2 protein-coding genes and 1 pseudogene are annotated in these 1,158 nt (G+C 48.1%); all 3 read left to right on the top strand.

The features are described from left to right. Positions 1 to 112, top strand: a pseudogene (locus JX312_RS13880) (50S ribosomal protein L11); the annotation flags it as partial. A gap of 14 nt (positions 113 to 126) precedes the next feature. After that, a complete protein-coding gene (gene rplA, locus JX312_RS13875) occupies positions 127 to 822 on the top strand; it encodes a 50S ribosomal protein L1 (RefSeq protein ID WP_123406083.1) in 696 nt (231 codons plus the stop codon). 19 nt (positions 823 to 841) lie between these two features. Next, on the top strand, positions 842 to 1,158 hold a 317-nt coding region (gene rplJ, locus JX312_RS13870), incomplete at its 3' end, for a 50S ribosomal protein L10 (protein ID WP_204458514.1).

Raw genomic sequence — 1,158 nt, 5'->3', positions numbered from 1 at the left:
CAAGATGCCGGATTTGAACTGTTTTACTTTGGATTCTGCAATGCGTATGGTTGCAGGCACAGCGAGAAGCATGGGTATCACCGTCAAAGGGGCGTTCCCTGAACTTAACTAATAATCTTCAAGAAAATGGGAAAACTGACAAAAAATCAAAAGTTAGCTTTATCGAAGATTGAACCCGGGAAGGCATACACTTTGGCCGAGGCAGCCGAGAAGGTGAAGGAAGTTTCTTTCGAGAAATTTGATTCTTCATTTGACATCGATGTTCGTCTTGGTGTGGATCCCCGTAAGGCCGACCAGATGGTGCGCGGCGTTGTGTCGCTTCCTCATGGTACAGGCAAGCAGGTTAGAGTGCTCGTATTGTGCGGACCCGACGCTGAAGCGGCAGCCAAGGAAGCCGGTGCCGACTATGTAGGTCTCGATGAGTATCTGCAGAAAATCAAAGAGGGCTGGACTGATATTGATGTAATCATCACTCAGCCGTCTGTAATGGGTAAGCTTGGTCCGTTGGGTCGTATTCTCGGTCCGCGCGGTCTTATGCCTAACCCGAAGAGTGGCACTGTGACTATGGATGTTGCAAAAGCCGTTAAAGAGGTAAAACAAGGTAAGATTGACTTCAAGGTTGACAAAACCGGTATCGTACACGCTTCAATCGGTAAGGTGAGCTTCACCGCCGAGCAGATGCGCGACAATGCCAAAGAGTTTATCAATACTCTCGTGAAGTTGAAACCCGCCACCTCCAAAGGTACATATATCAAGAGCATTTATCTTTCGAGCACAATGGGTCCCGGCATCAAAGTTGAGACCAAATCAGTGGCTGAATAATCTTTAAAAGAAGACGAAAATGAAAAAGGAAGATAAAGCTATTATAATTGCAAACATAGGCGACCAGCTGAAGAACTACAGCTGCGTCTATCTTACACAGACCGCCGGTCTCAATGCCGAGAAGACAAGCGCGCTCCGTCGTGCATGCTTCTCAGGCGACATCAAGATGCTTTGCGTGAAGAACACGCTTCTCAAGGCTGCGTTCGAGGCAAGCGATGTTGATTATTCCGGACTCTATGATCTTCTCCACGGCGAGACCACATTGATGCTCAGCAACACAGGCAATGCTCCTGCTAAGCTCNTCAAGAAGTTCCGCGACAAGACTGACACGCTTCC

Source organism: Barnesiella sp. CU968 (assembly GCF_905219685.1).
Classification (GTDB): domain Bacteria; phylum Bacteroidota; class Bacteroidia; order Bacteroidales; family Muribaculaceae; genus Lepagella; species Lepagella muris_A.
This window is presented reverse-complemented; position numbering and strand designations above follow the sequence as displayed.

Coding starts and splice junctions, on each gene's coding strand:
- rplA (WP_123406083.1), top strand. CDS start 127: ATGGGAAAACTGACAAAAAATCAAAAGTTAGCTTTATCGAAGATTGAA.